The 16,921-nt window shown below is 74.5% G+C and carries 11 protein-coding genes; 7 read left to right on the top strand and 4 right to left on the bottom strand.

Features of this window, described 5'->3' with window-relative positions; all coding sequences use genetic code 11:
• The first annotated feature begins 130 nt into the window (after window positions 1-130).
• From lpdA to DQ237_RS13455, 3 genes are all read left to right on the top strand, one after another.
• Window positions 131-1,510 (top strand): dihydrolipoyl dehydrogenase, encoded by a 1,380-nt coding sequence (gene lpdA, locus DQ237_RS13465; RefSeq protein WP_113800650.1) that lies wholly within the window; start codon window positions 131-133, stop codon window positions 1,508-1,510.
• A 47-nt stretch (window positions 1,511-1,557) separates the two neighbouring features.
• Complete coding sequence (sucB, locus tag DQ237_RS13460; protein ID WP_113800649.1) at window positions 1,558-3,411, top strand: 2-oxoglutarate dehydrogenase, E2 component, dihydrolipoamide succinyltransferase; 1,854 nt, start codon at window positions 1,558-1,560, stop codon at window positions 3,409-3,411.
• Window positions 3,412-3,500: 89 nt separating this feature from the next.
• A complete protein-coding gene (locus tag DQ237_RS13455; RefSeq protein WP_113800648.1) occupies window positions 3,501-4,406 on the top strand; it encodes a TIGR01777 family oxidoreductase in 906 nt (301 codons plus the stop codon).
• 1 nt (window position 4,407) lies between these two features.
• Here DQ237_RS13455 and DQ237_RS13450 read toward each other — a convergent pair whose 3' ends face one another.
• Window positions 4,408-5,985 (bottom strand): serine/threonine-protein kinase, encoded by a 1,578-nt coding sequence (locus tag DQ237_RS13450; protein ID WP_113800647.1) that lies wholly within the window; start codon window positions 5,983-5,985, stop codon window positions 4,408-4,410.
• An 84-nt stretch (window positions 5,986-6,069) separates the two neighbouring features.
• On the opposite strand from DQ237_RS13450, the gene DQ237_RS13445 reads away from it, so the two are divergent.
• Together DQ237_RS13445 and lipB are read left to right on the top strand one after the other, a co-directional pair.
• Window positions 6,070-7,317, top strand: coding sequence for an NAD(P)/FAD-dependent oxidoreductase (locus DQ237_RS13445; protein WP_113800646.1), 1,248 nt, complete (start codon window positions 6,070-6,072; stop codon window positions 7,315-7,317).
• 9 nt (window positions 7,318-7,326) lie between these two features.
• On the top strand, window positions 7,327-7,977 hold the full coding sequence (lipB, locus tag DQ237_RS13440) for a lipoyl(octanoyl) transferase LipB (RefSeq protein ID WP_113800645.1): 651 nt from the start codon (window positions 7,327-7,329) through the stop codon (window positions 7,975-7,977).
• 61 nt (window positions 7,978-8,038) lie between these two features.
• On the opposite strand, the gene DQ237_RS13435 is transcribed toward lipB, so the two are convergent.
• Both DQ237_RS13435 and leuS read right to left on the bottom strand, forming a co-directional pair.
• Complete coding sequence (locus tag DQ237_RS13435; protein WP_166509612.1) at window positions 8,039-9,052, bottom strand: GNAT family N-acetyltransferase; 1,014 nt, start codon at window positions 9,050-9,052, stop codon at window positions 8,039-8,041.
• A gap of 141 nt (window positions 9,053-9,193) precedes the next feature.
• Entirely contained in the window at window positions 9,194-12,088 is a 2,895-nt protein-coding gene (gene leuS, locus DQ237_RS13430; protein WP_113800643.1) for a leucine--tRNA ligase, read from the bottom strand.
• A 240-nt stretch (window positions 12,089-12,328) separates the two neighbouring features.
• Here leuS and DQ237_RS13425 point away from each other — a divergent pair, with 240 nt between their 5' ends.
• Window positions 12,329-14,635, top strand: a complete 2,307-nt coding sequence (locus DQ237_RS13425) for a bifunctional diguanylate cyclase/phosphodiesterase (protein WP_240619618.1) — start codon at window positions 12,329-12,331, stop codon at window positions 14,633-14,635.
• A gap of 6 nt (window positions 14,636-14,641) precedes the next feature.
• On the opposite strand, the gene DQ237_RS13420 is transcribed toward DQ237_RS13425, so the two are convergent.
• Window positions 14,642-15,571 carry an LLM class F420-dependent oxidoreductase gene (locus DQ237_RS13420; protein WP_113800642.1) on the bottom strand — a complete coding sequence of 310 codons (930 nt, stop codon included), beginning with the start codon at window positions 15,569-15,571 and terminating at the stop codon, window positions 14,642-14,644.
• Window positions 15,572-15,687: 116 nt separating this feature from the next.
• Here DQ237_RS13420 and DQ237_RS13415 point away from each other — a divergent pair, with 116 nt between their 5' ends.
• A complete protein-coding gene (locus DQ237_RS13415) occupies window positions 15,688-16,842 on the top strand; it encodes a hypothetical protein (RefSeq protein ID WP_166509611.1) in 1,155 nt (384 codons plus the stop codon).
• Window positions 16,843-16,921: the final 79 nt, after the last annotated feature.

Below are 16,921 nucleotides of genomic sequence, written 5' to 3'. Positions count from 1 at the left end.
CAGGGGCGATCACCCCGACGCTCGCGAGAGCAACGGTGGTCCCGGCCAGGTCGTTCCCGGAGTGGCAGGATGGGCCCCAGCCCCCGCCCGCTCGAGCGGGGTCGCCGCCCGACGCACCTGAGGAGCACCCGTGAGCGCACCCGCCTCCCCCGCCGACCTGGTCATCCTCGGGGGTGGCTCCGGTGGGTATGCCGCGGCGTTCCGCGCGTCGGAGCTGGGGTTGAACGTGGTCCTCATCGAGAAGGACAAGGTCGGCGGCACCTGCCTGCACCGCGGCTGCATCCCGACCAAGGCGCTCCTGCACGCGGGCGAGGTCGCCGACCTCGCCCGCGAGGGAGAGCAGTTCGGCGTCAAGACCTCACTGGCCGGTATCGACATGGACGGCGTCAACTCCTACAAGGACGGCGTCATCTCCAAGCTCTACAAGGGGCTGCAGGGCCTGGTGAAGGCCCGGAAGATCACCTACGTCGAGGGCGAGGGCCGGCTGACCTCCCCGACCACCGTCGAGGTCGACGGCCGCAGCTACGAGGGCCGGCACGTCCTGCTCGCCACCGGCTCCTACCCGCGCTCGCTGCCCGGCCTGGAGATCGACGGCGTCAAGGTCATCACCAGCGACCACGCGCTCAACCTCGACCGGGTGCCCAGCTCGGCGATCATCCTGGGCGGCGGGGTCATCGGCTGCGAGTTCGCCAGCGCCTGGAAGTCCTTCGGGGTCGACGTCACGATCGTCGAGGCCCTCCCCCACCTCGTCCCCCTCGAGGACGAGAGCTCCTCGAAGCTCCTGGAGCGCGCGTTCCGGCGCCGCAAGATCGCCTTCGAGCTCGGCAGCCGCTTCTCCGGCGTCCAGTCGACCGACAACGGCGTGAAGGTGTCGCTGGAGAACGGCAAGGAGATCGAGGCCGAGCTGCTGCTCGTCGCCGTCGGCCGCGGCCCGGTCAGCTCCGGCATCGGGTACGAGGAGGTCGGGGTCGCGATGGAGCGCGGCTACGTCCTCGTCGACGAGTACATGCAGACCAACATCCCCACGATCTCCGCCGTGGGTGACCTGGTGCCCACCCTCCAGCTGGCGCACGTCGGCTTCGGCGAGGGCATCCTCGTCGCCGAACGCGTCGCGGGCCTGGAGCCGGCCCCCATCGACTACGCCGGCGTCCCGCGGATCACCTACTCCGACCCGGAGGTCGCCTCCGTCGGGCTCACCGAGGCCCAGGCCAAGGAGCGCTACGGCGAGGTGAAGACCCTCACCTACGACCTCGCCGGCAACGGCCGCAGCCAGATCCTCAAGACCACCGGTGCGGTCAAGCTCGTCCAGGCCCCTGATGGCCCGGTCGTCGGCATCCACATGGTCGGCAGCCGCGTCGGCGAGCTCATCGCCGAGGCACAGCTCATCTACAACTGGGAGGCCGAGGCCGACGACGTCGCCAGCCTCATCCACCCGCACCCGACGCAGAGCGAGGCTCTGGGCGAGGCCCACCTGGCTCTCGCCGGCAAGCCGCTGCACGTGCACGGCTGAACCTGCTTCTCCCCCCATCACCCCGCGCCAGAAGGAGCACTGCCCCGATGCCGACGTCCGTCACCATGCCCGCCCTGGGCGAGAGCGTCACCGAGGGCACGGTCACCCGATGGCTCAAGCAGGAGGGTGAGCAGGTCGCCGTCGACGAGCCCCTCCTGGAGGTCTCGACCGACAAGGTCGACACCGAGATCCCGTCGCCGGCCGCCGGTGTCCTGACCAAGATCCTGGTCGCCGAGGACGAGACCGTCGAGGTCGGCGCCGAGCTCGCGGTCATCGGCGGCGAGGGTGACGGCGGCGGCTCCGCTGGTGGCGACGCCGCCTCCGCGGACGACGCCGACATGCCCGAGACCCCGGCCCAGCAGGTCGAGGACGCGGCGCCCGAGCAGCCGGCGCCCGAGCAGCCGGCGCCCGCGCCCGCCCAGGCCGGCGGTGGCTCGGGAGGCGGCGACGGAACCCCGGTCACCATGCCGGCCCTGGGCGAGAGCGTCACCGAGGGCACCGTCACCCGCTGGCTCAAGGCCGTGGGCGACGAGGTCACCGCCGACGAGCCGCTGCTCGAGGTCTCCACCGACAAGGTCGACACCGAGATCCCGGCGCCGGTCAGCGGCACGCTGCTCGAGATCACGGTCAACGAGGACGAGACCGTCGACGTCGGCGCGCAGCTCGCCGTCATCGGCAGCGGTGCGGCAGGGGGCGGCTCGGCTCCCGCGCCGGCTCCGGCCCCGCAGCAGGAGGCCCCGAAGCAGGAGGCACCGAAGCAGGAGGAGCCGCAGGCTGCCCCCGAGGCCAAGCCGGCGGCGCCGGCGACCGCGACGGCGCAGCCCGGCGGCGACTACGGCGCCAGCGGCGCCCAGCCGTCGACCTCTCCCACGTCCGCCCCGGCGCCGCAGGTCGCGCCGCAGGCACCGGCACCGTCGGGAGATGGCGATGGCGGTGGCGGCCAGTACGTGACCCCGCTCGTGCGCCGCCTCGCCGCCGAGCACGGCGTGGACCTCGCGTCCGTGTCCGGCACCGGCGTCGGCGGCCGGATCCGCAAGCAGGACGTGCTCGCGGCCGCCGAGCAGAAGTCCGCTCCGGCCGCCTCCGCTCCGGCTGCCTCCGCTCCGGCTGCCTCCGCTCCCGCTGCCTCCGGAGGCGTCCGCACCCCGTCGCCGGCCGCCATGCCGGACACCTCGGTGCGGGGCCGCACGGAGAAGCTGTCCCGCCTCCGCGCGGTGATCGCCCGGCGGATGGTGGAGTCGCTGCAGGTCAGCGCCCAGCTGACCACCGTGGTCGAGGCCGACGTCACGAAGATCGCCCGGCTGCGGCAGAAGGCCAAGGCGGACTTCGAGTCGCGCGAGGGCGTCAAGCTCTCCTTCCTGCCCTTCTTCGCGAAGGCCTCCATCGAGGCGCTCAAGGCCCACCCGTCGGTCAACTCCTCCATCGACCAGGAGGCCGGCACCGTCACCTACCACGACGTCGAGAACCTCGGCATCGCGGTCGACACGGAGCGGGGCCTGCTCGTGCCGGTGATCCACGACGCCGGTGACCTGAGCCTCGGCGGCATCGCCCGCAAGATCGCCGACCTGGCCGAGCGCACCCGCACCAACAAGGTGACCCCGGACGAGCTCGGTGGCGGCACCTTCACGCTGACCAACACCGGCAGCCGGGGCGCGCTGTTCGACACCCCGATCATCAACCAGCCGCAGGTCGCCATCCTCGGTGTCGGCTCGGTGGTGAAGCGACCGGTCGTGGTCCAGGACGCCGACCTCGGCGAGGTCATCGCGATCCGCTCGATGGTCTACCTGGCCCTCACCTACGACCACCGGATCGTCGACGGCGCGGATGCTGCCCGCTTCCTCACCACGGTGAAGGAGCGCCTCGAGGCCGGTCAGTTCGAGGGCGAACTCGGACTCGCCTGAGGCACGCGCCCGCTCGGGGCCCCGGTGACCACCGGGGCCCCGAGCCCGTTCCGCACCCGTGCCCCGGCCCACCCCGGGAGGAGAGCCGCATGAAGATCGCCGTCGCCGGCGCGTCCGGCTTCGTGGGCAGTGCACTGCTCCCCGCGTTGCGGGAGGACGGGCACGAGGTGCTCCAGCTGGTCCGACGGACGCCGCGGACGACCGAGGAGCACCGTTGGGACCCGCAGCACCGGCGGATCGACTCCGCTCTGCTGAGCGACGTGGACGCGGTCGTCAACCTCGCGGGGGTCGGCGTCGGCGACCGCCGGTGGACCGAGAAGCACAAGCAGGCCGTGCTCTCCAGCCGCGTGGACGCCACCACCACGATCAGCCAGGCCCTCGCCGAGGCGGCCACCGCCGACCCGGGCCGCCCCCGCGTGCTGGTCAACGCCTCGGGGGTCGGCTACTACGGCGGCACCGGTGACCGGGTGATCGACGAGTCCGCCCCCGGCGGCGAGGACTTCCTCGCCCGGGTCTGCGCCGAGTGGGAGGGCGCCACCGTCCCCGCCGCTCGGGCGGGCGTGCGCGTGGTCCGGCTGCGGACCGGTCTGGTCCTCGGTCACGGTGGCCTGCTCGGCCGGCTGCTGCCGCTCTTCCGCGCGGGGCTCGGTGGCCGGCTGGGGTCGGGGCAGCAGTACATGCCCTGGATCAGCCTGCGTGACGAGGTGGACGCGATCCGGTTCCTGCTGACCCACCCGGTCGAGGGGCCGGTCAACCTCACCGGGCCGGCGCCGGTGACCAATGCCGAGTTCACGGGCGCGCTGGGCCGGGTGCTGCACCGGCCGACCGTCCTGGCGGTACCGCCGTTCGCGTTGCGCATCGCACTCGGCGAGTTCGCCCCCGTCGGCGTCCTGGCCGGGCAGCGCGCGGTGCCGGCGGCCCTGACCGCGGCCGGGTTCCGCTTCACGCACGGCGACGTCGAGTCGGCTCTGCGCGCAGCCACCGTCCGCGACTGACTCAGCCGGTACGGACGGCGGAGTCGATCCGCCAGCCCTCCGCTGTCCGCACCAGCACCAGGTGCACGGACGCGTCCGGCCGGCCGGCCACCGTGCGGAGGACCGGTCCCTCGGGCCGGTCGGCGGGCACCACGAGATAGTCCAGCCAGCGGTCGGTGAGCCGGAGCTCGGCCCGCTCGTCCGCCGCGGTGAGGAGCTGCACGTCGCGCACGGTCGGGGTGAAGCCGCTGAGCCGCTCGCCCGCCGCCGCGAGCGCGGCCACGTGCTCGCGGTCGGCGGCCAGCAGCGCACTGGCCGGTGTGTAGACCGCGTCGAGGACGTCGGGACGGGCGGCACCGAAGGCCTCCGCGCGACGCTGGTAGAGCGCGGCGACCACGGCCTCCCACTCCGCCGGTGTCGTCGGGGTGGCGGTCTCCGGGAGCCCCTCGGCGACCGCTGCGGCGGCGGCCGGGTCGCCGGTCGGTGTGGTCGTGGGTCGCGCCGTCGTCGCGACGGTGGCCGCCGCCTCGGAAGGGCGGCCGCCGGCGGGTGCGCTCCCGCTCCCCCAGCGGGTTCCGGCCCAGGCGGTGAGGGCGAGCGCCACGACGACGGCGGAGGCGACCAGCACGCCGCGTATCGGAACGGCCCCCCACCACCGCGAGCGCGCGGACCGGGCCTCCTCGACCACCGGCGCCGGACGCGGCCGACGGCCGGGCACCACGTGGGTCAGCGCCGTGCGCGCGTCCGGGCGGCCGTGGCCGCCTGCCGCTGCGGCGCTCAGCGCCACGGGCCCGGCCGGGGCGGCGTGCCGCAGATCGAGGGCGAACTGCGCCGCCGGGCCGCGCAGGTGCGGGTCCGGCGCGAGACCCCGCCGGACCACCGCCACCAGTTCCCGCGGTGCCTCCGGAGCGAGCTCGGCCAGGTCCGGCAGGTGCCCGTCGGCGGCCAGCTCGAGCAGGTCCTCGGGGGTCGCCGCGTTCCACGGGGCGATGCCGGTGAGCGCGTGGAAGGCAGCAGCGGCCACTCCGAACACGTCCGACGCCGGGCCGGGCCGGCCACCCCGGGCGACGACCGGGTCCACGTAGGCAGGTGTCACCTCCACCGCGGCCGACTCCCCGAGCACCCGGCCGACGCCGAGATCGGTCAGCACGGGCCGACCTTCGGCGGTGAAGAGGATGTTCCCGGGCGACAGGTCACCGTGGACGACGCCGCGCTCGTGGGCGGACGCCAGCGCCGACGCGATCGGGGCGATCGCGGTCACCACCTCTCCCGGGGAGAGCCTCCCCCGCCGGGCGAGCAGCGCGGCCAGGCTGCCCCCGGCGAGCAGGTCGAGGACGAGAGCCACCCGCGGGCCCCCGTCACCCCGGGGCTGCTGCACCACCTCGTGCAGCCGGACGAGGTGCGGGTGGTCGAGCCCGCCGAGCAGCGCCGCCTCCCGCACCTGGCGGGCCGGGTCGCCGGCGACCAGGACCTTGACCGCGACCGGCGCGCCGCCGCCGCACGGCAGAGCGCGCCACACCTCCCCCGACCCACCACGACCGAGCAGCGCCTGCAGCGTGTAGCCGGGGACCACGGGTGGCACCGGAGCGGGAACGGACATGGCAGGCACCGTAGGCCTGATGCGGGCACCGGCGCCCTGGTTGTCCACAGGCCAGGAGGCCCCCCGCGGCGCTACCGTCGGGCGGTGTCGAGGACGCCGCGTGCCGAGGTCGTCGTGATCGGGGCGGGCCTGGCCGGGCTCTCCGCCGCCACGCGACTCGCCGGCGCGGGCGTGGACGTGCACGTGCTGGAGGCCTCCGGCACCCCCGGTGGCCGCGTCGCGACCGAGCACGTCGACGGCTTCGTCGTCGACCGAGGGTTCCAGGTGTTCAACACCGGCTATCCCCGCGCCGCCGACCTCGACCTCGCGGCCCTGGACCTCGGCTTCTTCGAGCGCGGCGCCGCGCTGCGGGTCGACGGGCGGGTGCACCAGTTCGTCGACCCCCGCCGGCGACCCACCGGGCTGGTCGGCACGGTGCGCGCCCCCCTCGGGTCGCCGCGGGAGAAGGCGGCGCTCGCCGCGTACGCGCTCCGGGCCGGGTACGCGCCCGTCGCCCGGCTGCTGCGGGCACCGGAGACGACCGCCGAGGCGGCCCTCCGCTCGGCCGGCGTCGGGGACGCGACGCTGGAGCGCTTCGTCCGGCCGTTCCTCGCCGGCGTCGTCCTCGAGGACGAGCTGGCCACCTCCAGCCGGTACGTCGACCTGCTGTGGCGCAGCTTCGTCCGGGGATCGACCGGTCTGCCCGCCGCGGGCATGCGGGCGATCGGCGAGCAGCTGGCCGGCCGTCTCCCTCCGGAGCGGCTGCACCTGCGGACCGCCGTCCGGGCGGTGGGCCCGGGATCGGTGACGACGGACGACGGGAGGTGGACCGCCGGCGCGGTCGTCGTCGCGACCGATCCGGCGACAGCGACCGCGCTGCTCCCGGGAGTCGACGCCGCCGCGCCCCGCGAGGTCACCACGCACCTGCACGTGCTGCCCCGGTCGCCCTGGCCCTCCCCGTTGCTCGTGCTCGGGCAGCCCGGGGGCCGGGTGGTGAACACCGCCGTCGTCTCCGACGCCCAGCCCCGCTACAGCCCCGACGGCCGCGCCCTGGTGTCCAGCTCCACGCTGGAGCGGACGCGGGAGGCCGACGTGCGCGAGGAGATCGCCGCCGCACACGGCATCTCGCCCGGCGACCTCGAGCACCTCACCTCGGTCACCGTCCCGGGCGCCCAGCCCGCGGCCCTCCCCCCGCTGCACCTGCGCCGTCCGGTCGACCTCGGCGACGGGCTCTACGTGTGCGGGGACCACCGGGACACGCCTTCGATCCAGGGCGCGATGGCCAGCGGCGCGCGGGCGGCCCGCGCGGTGCTGCGCGCTCTCCGCCCGTCGGAGGTGTCGCTCCCGGCCTAGGCTGGGACCGTGACGCTCGAGGTTCTCCGGCCCGGTCTGGTCGACTACGAGGAGGCCTGGGCGCTGCAGCGCGATCTGCACGCCAAGCGGGTCGCCGGCGAGGTCCCCGACACGCTGCTGCTGCTGGAGCACCCGTCGGTCTACACCGCGGGCCGCCGCACCGAGCCGCACGAGCGGCCCTTCGACGGGACGCCGGTCGTCGACGTCGACCGCGGCGGCAAGATCACCTGGCACGGGCCAGGGCAGCTGGTCGGCTATCCGATCGTCGCGCTGCCGGACCCGGTCGACGTCGTCGCCTACGTCCGCCGGCTCGAGGGCGCGCTGATCGAGGTGTGCGCCGGGTTCGGCGTGGTCGCCGGCCGGGTGCAGGGCCGAAGCGGGGTCTGGCTGCCGGGCGATCCGGCCACCGGCCGCCCCGAGCGCAAGGTGGCCGCCATCGGCATCCGCGTCGCGCGCGGCGTCACCATGCACGGGTTCGCGCTCAACTGCGAGCCCGACCTGTCCTTCTTCGCCAACATGATCCCGTGCGGCATCCCCGACGCCGGGGTGACCTCGCTCTCGGCCGAGCTCGGCCGGCCCGTGACCGTCGAGGACGCCCTCGCCCCGGTCGAGGCCGCCGTGCACGCCGTCCTCACCACCGCCCCTGCGACCACCGGCTGAACGGCGCCTCCACGGTCGACGGCAGGCACGAGCTGATCCGCGTCCGCCCGGCCTGATCCGCTCAGGCCAGGCGCAGCGACCACATGGTCAGCCGCCCCGCCGGGACGAAGCCGAGCGCCTCGTTCACCGCGACCATCGGAGTGTTGCTGTCGGCGTTGTAGGTGCTGATCCGCCGGACCTGGGGGAACTCGACCGCCAGCCGGCGGAGCACGGCGGCCTTCACCAGCGCACCGAGGCGGTGGCCACGGTGTTCCCGGAGCACCAGGGTGCCGGCCTGCTGGGCGATCCCCGGGCGGGAGCGCGGCAGCTGCAGATCGGTGTAGGCGACCATCCGGCCGTCACGCACGGCGCCGGCGGAGAGCAGGGTGCGCCCGCGGGCGGCGCTCGCGGCCTCGTACTCCCGCACGCGCTCGCCGTCCCAGCGCTCCTCCTCCGTGGGCAGGTCCCCGTGCGGCGCATCGGTGCTCATCCGCTGCTCCAGCAGGGCGCGGTCGGCCAGGAACTCCTCGGGCGTCCGGTCCCGCCAGGTGACCAGCTCGTAGCCGGCACTGCGGGCACGCGCGTCGGCCTCGAGGGCGGCGAGCCGCTGCTCGTCGACCGGCAGCAGCAGGTCCCGCCGGGTCTCCGTCAGGTCGCACGTCCAGCCACGAGCGGAAGCGAACGAGACACCCGGCGCGTCGGAGTTCACCTCGTCGATCTCGGTGATCAGCGCCGTCCTGCCGGAGGCCGCGGCCAGCCGGAGTGCCTCCTCGTGCAGCAGCGCGCCGACGCCACGCCGCCGGTGGTGGGGATGCACGGCCAGGTCGACGATCGCCGTGGCGGTGTTGTCCTTGAGCGGGAACAGCAGCCGCAGGGCACCCACCACGTCGTCCCCCACGAGGGCGGCCCGGTGCGTCCCGTCGCGCGAACCCCCGGGCTCGACCAGCTGCCGGCCGAGGGCGACGTGCTCGGCCGCCGGCCGGGGCGCCTCGTCGGGCCGGTCGGCGCGCTCGGACGCCGCCCACACCTCGCACCAGGCGGGGAAGAGGGCGTCGTCCGGGCCGAGCTCCACGAGGGTGGTGGTCGAAGAAGTCACAGCCTCGGTTCTACCGTCACCAGCAAACGATTTGTCGCGCCGAGCGGGCCCTGGAGGGGTCCGCGCAGGCGTGACGGTGGAGCTCAGTGCCGCTGGGGGACGGCATGTGGCTGCGGTGTCGTCCGGAGGACGACGATGTGCTCAGCCGAGCACGAAGTTGACCAGCCGACCCGGGACGGCGACGACGCGACGGATGGTCGCGCCCTCCAGGTAGCCGGCGATCTTCTCGTCCGCCCGCGCTGCCGCCTCCAGAGCCGCCGCGTCGGCGTCGGCCGGGACGCTGACCTGCGAGCGCACCTTGCCGTTCACCTGGACGGCGACCTGCACGGTGTCCTGGACCAGCCAGCGCTCCTCGGCCACCGGGAACGGCGCCCAGGCCACCGAGGTGTCGTGGCCCAGGCGCGACCACAGCTCCTCGGCCAGGTGCGGGGCCAGCGGCGCCACCAGCAGCACCAGCGGCTCGGCGACCGACCGCGGCACCGGGGAGGTCGCCCCGTAGGCCTGCGTCAGGTGGTTGGTCAGCTCGGTGATCCGGGCGATGGCGATGTTGAACCGCAGCGTGGCGTACCCGTCGCGGACGCCGTCGATCGCCTCGTGCAGCGCCCGCAGCGTCTCCTCGGCCGGCTCGGCGTCGGTGGCCCGCACCGCGCCGGTCTCCTCGTCGACGACGACCCGCCAGATGCGCTGCAGCAGGCGCTGCGAGCCGACGACGGCCTTGGTCTCCCACGGTCGCGACTGCTCCAGCGGGCCCGTGGACATCTCGTAGACCCGGAAGGTGTCCGCGCCGTACGCGCCGATCATCTCGTCGGGCGTGACCATGTTCTTCAGGCTCTTGCCGATCTTGCCGTACTCGCGGTTGACCGGCTTGCCCTCGTGGAAGAACTTCCCGTCCTTCTCCACGACCTCCGAGGCCTGCACGTAGAACCCGCGCTCGTCGGTGTAGGCGTAGGCGGAGATGTAGCCCTGGTTGACCAGCCGGCGGAACGGCTCCTCGCTGGACACGTGGCCCAGGTCGAACAGCACCTTGTGCCAGAAGCGCGCGTACAGCAGGTGCAGGACGGCGTGCTCCATGCCGCCGACGTACAGGTCCACGCCGCCGGGGTCGCCCGCCTCGCGGGGACCCATCCAGTAGCGCTCCAGCTCCGGGTCGACCATCCGCTCGTCGTCGGCCGGGTCCAGGTAGCGCAGGTAGTACCAGCAGGAGCCCGCCCAGTTGGGCATCGTGTTGGTCTCGCGGCGGTACTTCTTCGGGCCGTCGCCCAGGTCCAGCTCGACGGTCGTCCAGTCCGTGGCGCGCGACAGCGGCGGCTCCGGCGCGGAGTCGGCGTCGTCGTCGGAGAAGGTCTTCGGCGAGTAGTCGTCCACCTCGGGCAGCAGCACCGGCAGCATCGACTGCGGAACGGCGACCGGCAGGCCGTCCTCGTCGTAGACGATCGGGAACGGCTCGCCCCAGTAGCGCTGGCGGCTGAACAGCCAGTCGCGCAGCTTGTAGGTGGTGGTCGCCTCGCCGGCGCCGTTGGCGACCAGCCACTCGGTGACCCGCGCGATCGCGGTGGCCTTGTCCAGGCCGTCCAGCGAGATCTCGTCGTTGGCCGAGTTGATCATCGCGCCGGGGCCGGTCCAGGCACCGGAGGCGTCGTCGAAGCCCTCGGGCCGCTCGACGGTGGGCACGATCTCCAGCCCGAAGGCCTGCGCGAACTCCCAGTCGCGCTGGTCCTCCCCCGGCACGGCCATGATCGCGCCGGTGCCGTAGCCGGTCAGCACGTAGTCGGCGATGAAGACCGGCAGCTCGCGGCCGTTCACCGGGTTGACGGCGGTGATGCCCAGCCAGACGCCGGTCTTCTCGCGCCCGGCGTCCTGGCGGTCCAGCTCGGAGCGGCGCGAGGCCTGCCGCTGGTACTCGCGCACCGCCTCGACCGGGGTGGCCGCGCCGCCGGTCCAGCGCGGGTCGGTGCCGTCCGGCCACGCGGCTGCGGTCAGCTCCTCGACCAGCGGGTGCTCCGGCGCCAGCACCATGTAGGTCGCGCCGAACAGCGTGTCGGGGCGGGTGGTGAAGACCTCGACGGTCTGGTCGCCGGAGGCGAACCGGATCTTCGCGCCGGTGGACCGGCCGATCCAGTTGCGCTGCATCAGCTTGACCGAGTCCGACCAGTCCAGCCGGTCCAGGTCGGCCAGCAGCCGGTCGGCGTACGCGGTGATCCGCATCATCCACTGCTTCAGCGGCCGCCGGAACACCGGGAAGTTGCCCCGCTCGGAGCGCCCGTCGGGGGTCACCTCCTCGTTGGAGAGCACCGTGCCCAGGCCGGGGCACCAGTTCACCGGCGCCTCGTGCAGGTAGGCCAGCCGGTGCGCGTCGACGACCTGCCGCTTCCCCACCTCGTCCAGCTCCGCCCACGGCCGGCCGGACGGGTTGGTGCCGGCGGCCGGCTCGCGGGTGCCGGCGTCGAGCTCCGCCACCAGCTCCGCGATCGGGCGCGCCTTGCCGGCGTCCTCGTCGAACCAGGAGCCGAAGATCTGCAGGAAGATCCACTGGGTCCACTTGTAGTAGCCCGGGTCGATCGTGGCGAAGCTGCGGCGGTCGTCGTGGTCGACGCCCAGCCGGCGCAGCTGCGCCTTGATCGCGGCGATGTTGGCCTCGGTGGTGACCCGCGGGTGCTGCCCGGTCTGGACGGCGTACTGCTCGGCGGGCAGGCCGAAGGCGTCGTAGCCCATGGAGTGGAGCACGTTGTCGCCGTCCATGCGGCGGAAGCGGCTGGTCACGTCGGTGCCCAGGTAGCCCAGCGGGTGCCCCACGTGCAGCCCCACGCCCGAGGGGTACGGGAACATGTCCATCGCGAAGAACTTCGGCCGGTCGGCGACCTTCTCGAAGCCCGCGCTGAGCCGCCCGGTCGGGTTCGGCGTGTGGAAGGTCCCCTCGGTCTGCCACCGGTTCTGCCAGTCGAGCTCGATCTGCTGGGCCAGCGCCGGCGTGTACCGGTGTGCGGGGACGCCGTCGCCCGAGGACGCGGCGGCGGGCTGGCGGTCGGTCTGGCTCATCGTGTGGCTCCCGTGGGGGTCGTACCGGCGGCGGGCAGAAAAAAACCCCTCACGCAGGAGGGGTCGCCGTGCTGTCCGATCGGATCAGGTCAGCACGGCCGGAGAAGGAGGAGCCGGCCGGTCACGGTGCCGATGCTACCGCGCCCGGCGTCGCCCGCTCTCCCGCCGCCCCTCACCCCTCCGGGCCGGAACCGTCCGGATGAGCTGCAGTTCCTGCCCCGACCCGCCGATGACACCCGGGTGAGCCGCGAGGAGGGGACGACGGTGCGCGGGCGCGCGCCGTCCTCCGGGGTGCTCGTCGCCCTCACCCTGCTCGGGGTGGCGTTGTTCGCCACCGGGGTCGGGCCCCGCCCGGCCGGGCTCACCTGGGACCGGGTCTACGACGTCCTCCTGTACAACCTCGCCTACTTCCCCGCAGCCGTCGCGTGCTGCCACGCGGCGGCGCGGCTGCCGCGCGAGAAGCTCGCCTGGCGGGTGCTGGCCGCGTCCCTGGTCCTCAACGCCGTCGCGAACGGGCTGCGCTCGTGGACCGCCGGCCCGGACGGCGGCGGCACCTCGCCGCTGCTGGTGGTCGACGTCCTGTCGCTGCTGGCGTACGTGATGCTCTACGTGGTGATGGTGGGCCTGATCCGGGCGCGGGTCCCGCGGTTCCACCCGAGCATGTGGCTGGACGGGCTCATCGGAGCCCTGGGCACCATGGCCGTCGGACTCGCCTTCCTCATCGGGCCCTACCTCGATCCGGCACCCGGCCGCGAGGCGGTGCCCCTGGTCCAGCTCGTGCTGCCGGGCACCGACGTGCTGCTGTTCGCGCTGCTGGGCGCGGTCGGCTCGATCCTCGGCGTCCGGCTGGACCGCACGCTCCTCCTGGTCATGGGCGCCCTCGCCGCCATCCTCGTGGGCGACGTGGTGCTGACCGCCCGCACCGTGCAGGGCACCTACGTCGACGGCACCTGGCTCGAGCTGGTCTGGCTGGCCGGCATCGTGTTCGTCGCGTTCGCCGCTCACTCCGCACGGCCGCGACCGGCCCCGGACCCCTCGGTGACCGGAACCCGTCTGGGCGGGCGGCTGCTCGCCCTGCCCCTGGTCTGCGTGATGGCCAGCATCGCCGTCCTCACCATCGGCTGGGACGGGCACCTGCCGCACGCCTCGGCCTGGCTGGCGATCGCCTGCGTCCTCACCGCCGTCACGAGGACCGGTGTCACGTTCCGCGAGGTGCGCGCCTTCAGCGAGGTGAAGGCGCAGGCCCTCACCGACGAGCTGACCGGGCTGCCCAACCGCCGCGCGCTGCTCAAGGCGGCCGACCGGGTGCTGCGCACCGCCACCGCCCGCGAACCGGCCGCCCTGCTGCTCCTGGACCTCGACGGGTTCAAGGAGGTCAACGACAGCCTCGGGCACACCGCCGGCGACCACCTGCTGCACCAGATCGGGCCGCGCCTGCTGCCCGCGCTGGCGCCCGGCGAGCTGCTCGCCCGGCTCGGCGGGGACGAGTTCGCCGTCCTGCTGCCCTCGGCCACGCTCGACCAGGCGCAGGAGCGCGCCGAGCGGCTGCGCTCCCTGCTGCTGCTGCCCTTCCCGGTGGAGGACATCCGGCTGCACGTCGGCGTCAGCATCGGCGTCGCCACCGCCCCGGTGCCGGCCGCGTCGGTCCAGGAGCTGCTGCGCTGCGCCGACGTCGCCATGTACGCGGCCAAGGGAGCGGGCGAGGGCGTGCACGTGTACGTCCCCGACCCGCACGGCGGCAGCGGCGACCGGCTGCGGACCATGGAGGAACTGCGGACCGCGCTGGCCGGCGACGAGCTGCTGGTGCACCTGCAGCCGCAGGTCGGCTTCGCCGACGGCCGGGTCGTCGGCGTCGAGGCGCTGGTCCGGTGGCAGCACCCGGTCCGCGGCCTCCTCTCCCCCGCCGAGCTGCTGCCCGCGGCCGAGCAGGCCGGGCTGCTGCGCCAGCTCACCGACACCGTGCTCGACCTGGCACTGAGCGCCACAGCGCTGTGGTGGTCGACCGACCAGGTGCCCGTCTCGGTCAACCTCTCCGCGGCCAACGTCAACGACGTCGACCTGCCCGACAAGGTCCTCGCCGCTCTCGCCCGGCACGGGCTCCCCGCCGAGGCGCTGGTCCTGGAGCTGGTCGAGGACACGCTCATGGCCGATCCCGAGCGCGGCCGCCAGGTGCTGGCCGAGCTCCGCCGCCGGGGCGTGCGCACCTCGATCGACGACTACGGGACCGGCTACAGCTCGCTGGCCTACCTGCGGCACCTGCCGGCCGACGAGCTCAAGCTCGACCGCAGCCTCACCGCCGATGTCACCAGCGACCCGCGCGCCGCGGCCATCGTCCGGCACACGGTCTCGCTCGCCCACGACCTGGGCCTGCGGCTGGTCGTGGAAGGCGTGGAGGACGCCGCCTCCTGCGCGGCCCTCGCCCGCCTCGGCTGCGACATCGCCCAGGGCTACGCGATCTCGCGCCCCATGCCGGTGGGCGACTTCCTGCGCTGGCTCGACCACCCGCAGCACCCGCTGCTCGACCCCGGCCACTCGCTGCGGGGCTGAGCCCCCTCAGCCCAGCTGAGGCGCCACCTCGCTCGCCACCAGGTCCAGGTGATCGAGGTCGGAGAGGTCCAGCACCTGCAGGTACACCCGCTGGGCACCGGCCTCGGCGTACCGGCCCAGGACGTCGACGGCCTCGTCGGGGGTGCCGGCGACGCCGTGCGCCCGCAGCTCGTCGACGTCGCGCCCGATGGCCGCTGCCCGGCGGGCGATCTCCGCCTCGTCCCGGCCGACGCAGAGGACCAGGGCGGAGCTGTACACCAGCGACGACGGGTCCCGACCGGCCTCGTCGCAGGCCTCGCGGACCCCGGCGAACAAGCGGTCGTTCTCCTCGGCCGACATGAACGGGACGTTGAACTCCGCGGCGTAGCGGGCCGCCAGCCGCGGCGTCCGCTTCTTCCCGGCGCCGCCGACCAGGATCGGGACGCCGCCCTCCTGGACCGGCTTGGGGAGCGCCGGGGAGTCGGTGAGCCGGTAGTGGCGTCCGTCGAAGTCGAAGGTCTCCCCCACCGGGGTCCGCCACAGCCCGGTGAGGACGGCGAGCTGCTCCTCGTACCGGTCGAACCGCTCCCCCAGCGACGGGAACGGGATGCCGTAGGCGGTGTGCTCGGCCTCGAACCAGCCGGATCCGATGCCCAGCTCGACCCGCCCGCCGCTCATCTGGTCGACCTGGGCCACGCTGATCGCCAGCGGCCCGGGCAGTCGGAACGTGCCGGCGGTCATCAGCGTGCCCAGCCGGATCCGGCGGGTCTCGCGGGCCAGCCCGGCGAGGGTGATCCACGCGTCGGTGGGGCCGGGCAGGCCGTCGCCGCCCATCGTCAGGTAGTGGTCGGAACGGAAGAAGGCGTCGAAGCCGGTCTCCTCCGTACGACGTGCGACGGCGAGCAGGTCGTCGTAGGTCGCACCCATCTGCGGCTCGGTGAAGATGCGCAACTGCACGTCGCGACCGTAACCAGGACCACGTCCGATCGCGCACCGACCTGCGGCCTCGGGGTGTGGGCACCGCCGCGACCGGGCAGGATGCTCGCGAGACGATCAACTCGGAGGTGCAGCTCGTGTTCCGCAAGAAGACGCGTGGTCAGGTCATCGGCGCCGAGCTCCAGGAGGGTCTCGCCCACATCGGGGTCGCCGCCAGCGAGGCCGGGCGCCTCGCCGCCGAGCAGCTCGGCCCGCGGGTCGTGGCGGCGCGGGAGGCGGCGGGCCCGGCGCTCGAGGCGGCCCAGCGCGCGGTCGCGCCGAAGGTGGCCGCCGCTGCCGCGGTCGCCGCCCCGGCGGTGGCCGGCGCCCGCGACACGCTCGCCCCGCGGTTCGAGGCCGCGCGCGACGCGGTGGCCCCCCGGCTCGAGGCGGCCCGTGACGCCGCGGCGCCGAAGGTCGCCGCCGCTGCCGTCGCAGCCCAGGCAGCCGCCAGCCGTGCGGCCGCCGATCTCGGCCCCCGGGTCGAGGCCGCGCAGAAGGCCCTCCGCGACGACGTCGCCCCCCGGGTGGCGGCCGCGCAGAAGGCGGCCCGCAAGGCCCTGGAGGACGACGTGGCGCCGCGGGTGACCGCCGCCCAGGCCGCGGCCCTGGCCTACGCCGCCCCGCGTGTGGTCGCGGCCCGCGAGGCGGTGGCGCCGGCGCTGGACAGCGCCCGCGAGACCCTGATCGCCGGCGTGGACAGCGCCCGCAGCGAGCTCGACGCCCGGCGCGCCGAGCTGGCCGCGGCCGCCGCCGAGTCCGGCCGCAAGGCCCGCAAGGCTGCCAAGAAGGCGCGCAAGAAGGCGGGCAAGAAGCACCGCGAGTTCGAGAAGGCGGCCAAGGCCACGGCGAAGACGGTCAAGCGCCGGGTCGGCGTCGAGCCCGAGCCGCGCCGCTGGCCGTGGGTGTTCGTGCTCGCCGCGGTGGGTACGGCCGCCTTCGTCCTGCTCCGCCGGTCGAAGACCGACGAGTGGACCCCCGCCCCGGCCGGTGACGGCCCGGTGCCCAGCTACCGAGAGGACCCCGTGCCCAGCTCCCCGAGCGACTCCGGCAAGACCGTCTCCGACGCACAGTTCGTGGCCGGCGACTCCGCCCCCGCCGAGTCCGACATGGGCGTCCGGGACGCCGAGCTCGTCGAGGGCGACGGACCGGCCGATGCCGATGAGGACATCCAGCAGACGCCGGAGCCGTTCAGCTCCGGCGGTGGCTCCGACCAGGGCCCGACCGCCGGACCGGCCGACAAGCAGGTCTGACGCGTCACACCCACCCCCACCACGCCGCCCCTGTCGCCTCTCGCGACAGGGGCGGCGTCGTCTGCGCGGGTACCGTGGG

The sequence above is a fragment of the Blastococcus sp. TF02-8 genome, assembly GCF_003319175.1.
GTDB lineage: Bacteria > Actinomycetota > Actinomycetes > Mycobacteriales > Geodermatophilaceae > Blastococcus.
The sequence above is the reverse complement of the archived record's forward strand: the minus strand, read 5'-3'. Positions and strand labels throughout refer to the sequence as shown.

What these genes read in the sequence shown, in the direction of transcription:
- DQ237_RS13455 (WP_113800648.1), top strand. Translation starts at nt 3,501, where the DNA reads ATGAAGATCGCCGTCGCCGGCGCGTCCGGCTTCGTGGGCAGTGCACTG.
- DQ237_RS13450 (WP_113800647.1), bottom strand. Translation starts at nt 5,985, where the DNA reads ATGTCCGTTCCCGCTCCGGTGCCACCCGTGGTCCCCGGCTACACGCTG.
- sucB (WP_113800649.1), top strand. Translation starts at nt 1,558, where the DNA reads ATGCCGACGTCCGTCACCATGCCCGCCCTGGGCGAGAGCGTCACCGAG.
- leuS (WP_113800643.1), bottom strand. Translation starts at nt 12,088, where the DNA reads ATGAGCCAGACCGACCGCCAGCCCGCCGCCGCGTCCTCGGGCGACGGC.